The following is a 1,949-nucleotide window of genomic DNA, read 5'->3' as shown; positions in this document are numbered from 1 at the left end:
TCTGCCGAAAAAGTGCCGGACGCGCGTGGACCGGCGGGCTCGCGGCCTGGCGCTTGGGCAAGAAGGCCGACGCCCTTGGACTGTTCGCGCAAGTGTGGGATTCGCCCGCCGCCTCGGAATGGACCCGCGCCGGGGCCGCCTTCTGGGCTTATCGGTCCGCGAAAGCCACCGGCAAGACCATCGAAGCCGACCAATGGCTCTACCGCGCGGCAGAAGCCCCCTATAGCTACTATGGGCTCCTCGCCCGCCGCACCTTGCAGTGGGATATTTCGCTGGATTGGGAACTGCCCAGCCTCACGGCGCGCGATCTCATCAGCCTGAAGCGCTATCCCGGCGTCACCCGCGCGCTGGCGCTCACGCAAATCGGCCTGAAGCCCCGCGCCGAAGCCGAATTGCGCGCCGCCCTGCCGCGCCTGCCTGCCGAACTCTACCTGCCGATGCTAACCCTCGCCGAACGCGGCGGCAGCCCCGGCCTCGCCATGAGCCTCGCTGGATCGGTCCTCCGGGGCCGGGGCGAGCGCTATGATGCGGGGCTCTACCCAGTCCCCCATTGGACGCCGCGCCAGGGCTTTGCCGTCAACCCGGCCCTGCTCTACGCGATCGCCCGCCACGAATCGCACTTCACCGTTGCGGCGAAGAACCCTTCGGGCGCGCAGGGGCTTCTGCAAATCATGCCCGAAACAGCCTCCGCGATGGCACGCAAGGGCGGCACGCCCGACGATGCCCAGGAGCTTTCCGACCCGACCGTGAATATGACGCTCGGCCAGCGCCTCGCCTCCACGCTGTTGCGGCACGATTTGGTCAAAGGCAATCTGTTGCGCTTTACCGTCGGCTATAGCGCCGGAATCGGCCAGCTCGACAAAATGCTGAAGGGCGGGGAAACCAGCAAAGGCGCGTTTGCCGCCGCCCAGCGCGACCCGCTGCTGTTCGTCGAAAGCATCCCCTTCGCCGAAAGCCGCAATTTCAGTAAGCGCCTGCTGGCGAACTATTGGATCTATCAGAAGCGACTGGGCCAGCCGACCGATAGTCTCACCGCGCTTGCGGGCGGGAAAATCCCGACCTATCGTCCGGGGCAATATGCGCCGGTGGATATGGCGGCGCGCTAGCCTGTTCCCCGGTTGGAGATAGATATATGAGCAAGATTGATGAAACCCGCGCCTTCCGCCCGGTGAATATCGCCCTGCTTACCGTCTCCGACCGGCGCAGCTTGGCCGAAGATAGCTCCGGCGATCTGTTGCAAGAACGCCTCACCAGCGCCGGGCATGTTCTGGCGGCGCGAGTGCTGCTGAAGGACGATCTGGCCGCCATCATCGCGCAACTCACGGCCTGGATCGACGATCCCGAGGTCGATTGCGTCATCACTACCGGCGGCACCGGGCTGACCGGGCGGGACGTGATGCCGGAAGCCTTCAAGGCCGTGGTGGAAAAAGACATCCCCGGCTTTGGCGAGCTGTTCCGCTGGATCAGCTTCCAGAAAATCGGCACCTCGACGATCCAAAGCCGCGCCACCGGCGGCCTTGCGCGCGGCACCTACCTGTTCGCCCTGCCCGGCTCCACCAGCGCTTGCCGCGACGGCTGGGACGAAATCCTACGCTGGCAGCTCGATGCCCGGCACAAACCGTGCAATCTGGTGGAACTCATGCCGCGCCTGCGGGAGCATGAGGCGGTTTAAGGGCATTGCTTAAACCGCCTTCAGACTCTAAGCGATCATCGTAAAGTTGCTCCCGGTCAACGCCGCCAGCGTTGCACTGGTCGAATTGCCAATGATCCCGATTTCTGTGCCGGTTCCAGCGCCCGTACTAATATCCGTATCGTGCGTAATATGAATTTTACTATCGACCGAGCTATACCATAGCACAATCGCACTTCCTGAATTGTCGGTGATGGCAGCCGCCGTCGCGTTCAACTCGGCCTGAGCCGCAGCGTAAGAAGCAAAACCGGTCGTGTTC

The 1,949-nt window shown here is 63.7% G+C and carries 3 protein-coding genes; 2 read left to right on the top strand and 1 reads right to left on the bottom strand.

From position 1 onward, the window contains the following. Together VZ95_RS16125 and moaB are read left to right on the top strand one after the other, a co-directional pair. On the top strand, positions 1–1,106 hold a 1,106-nt coding region (locus VZ95_RS16125), incomplete at its 5' end, for a lytic transglycosylase domain-containing protein (RefSeq protein WP_045776769.1). A 26-nt stretch (positions 1,107–1,132) separates the two neighbouring features. After that, positions 1,133–1,672: a molybdenum cofactor biosynthesis protein B gene (moaB, locus tag VZ95_RS16120; protein ID WP_045776768.1), complete on the top strand. Its 540-nt coding sequence runs from the start codon at positions 1,133–1,135 to the stop codon at positions 1,670–1,672. A 27-nt stretch (positions 1,673–1,699) separates the two neighbouring features. On the opposite strand, the gene VZ95_RS25805 is transcribed toward moaB, so the two are convergent. Then, a partial coding sequence (locus VZ95_RS25805) for a hypothetical protein (protein WP_045776767.1) occupies positions 1,700–1,949 on the bottom strand: 250 nt, incomplete at its 5' end.

Origin of the sequence: Elstera litoralis (assembly GCF_000963705.1) — a bacterium.
In the GTDB taxonomy this organism is placed as follows: Bacteria; Pseudomonadota; Alphaproteobacteria; order Elsterales; family Elsteraceae; genus Elstera; species Elstera litoralis.
This window is presented reverse-complemented; position numbering and strand designations above follow the sequence as displayed.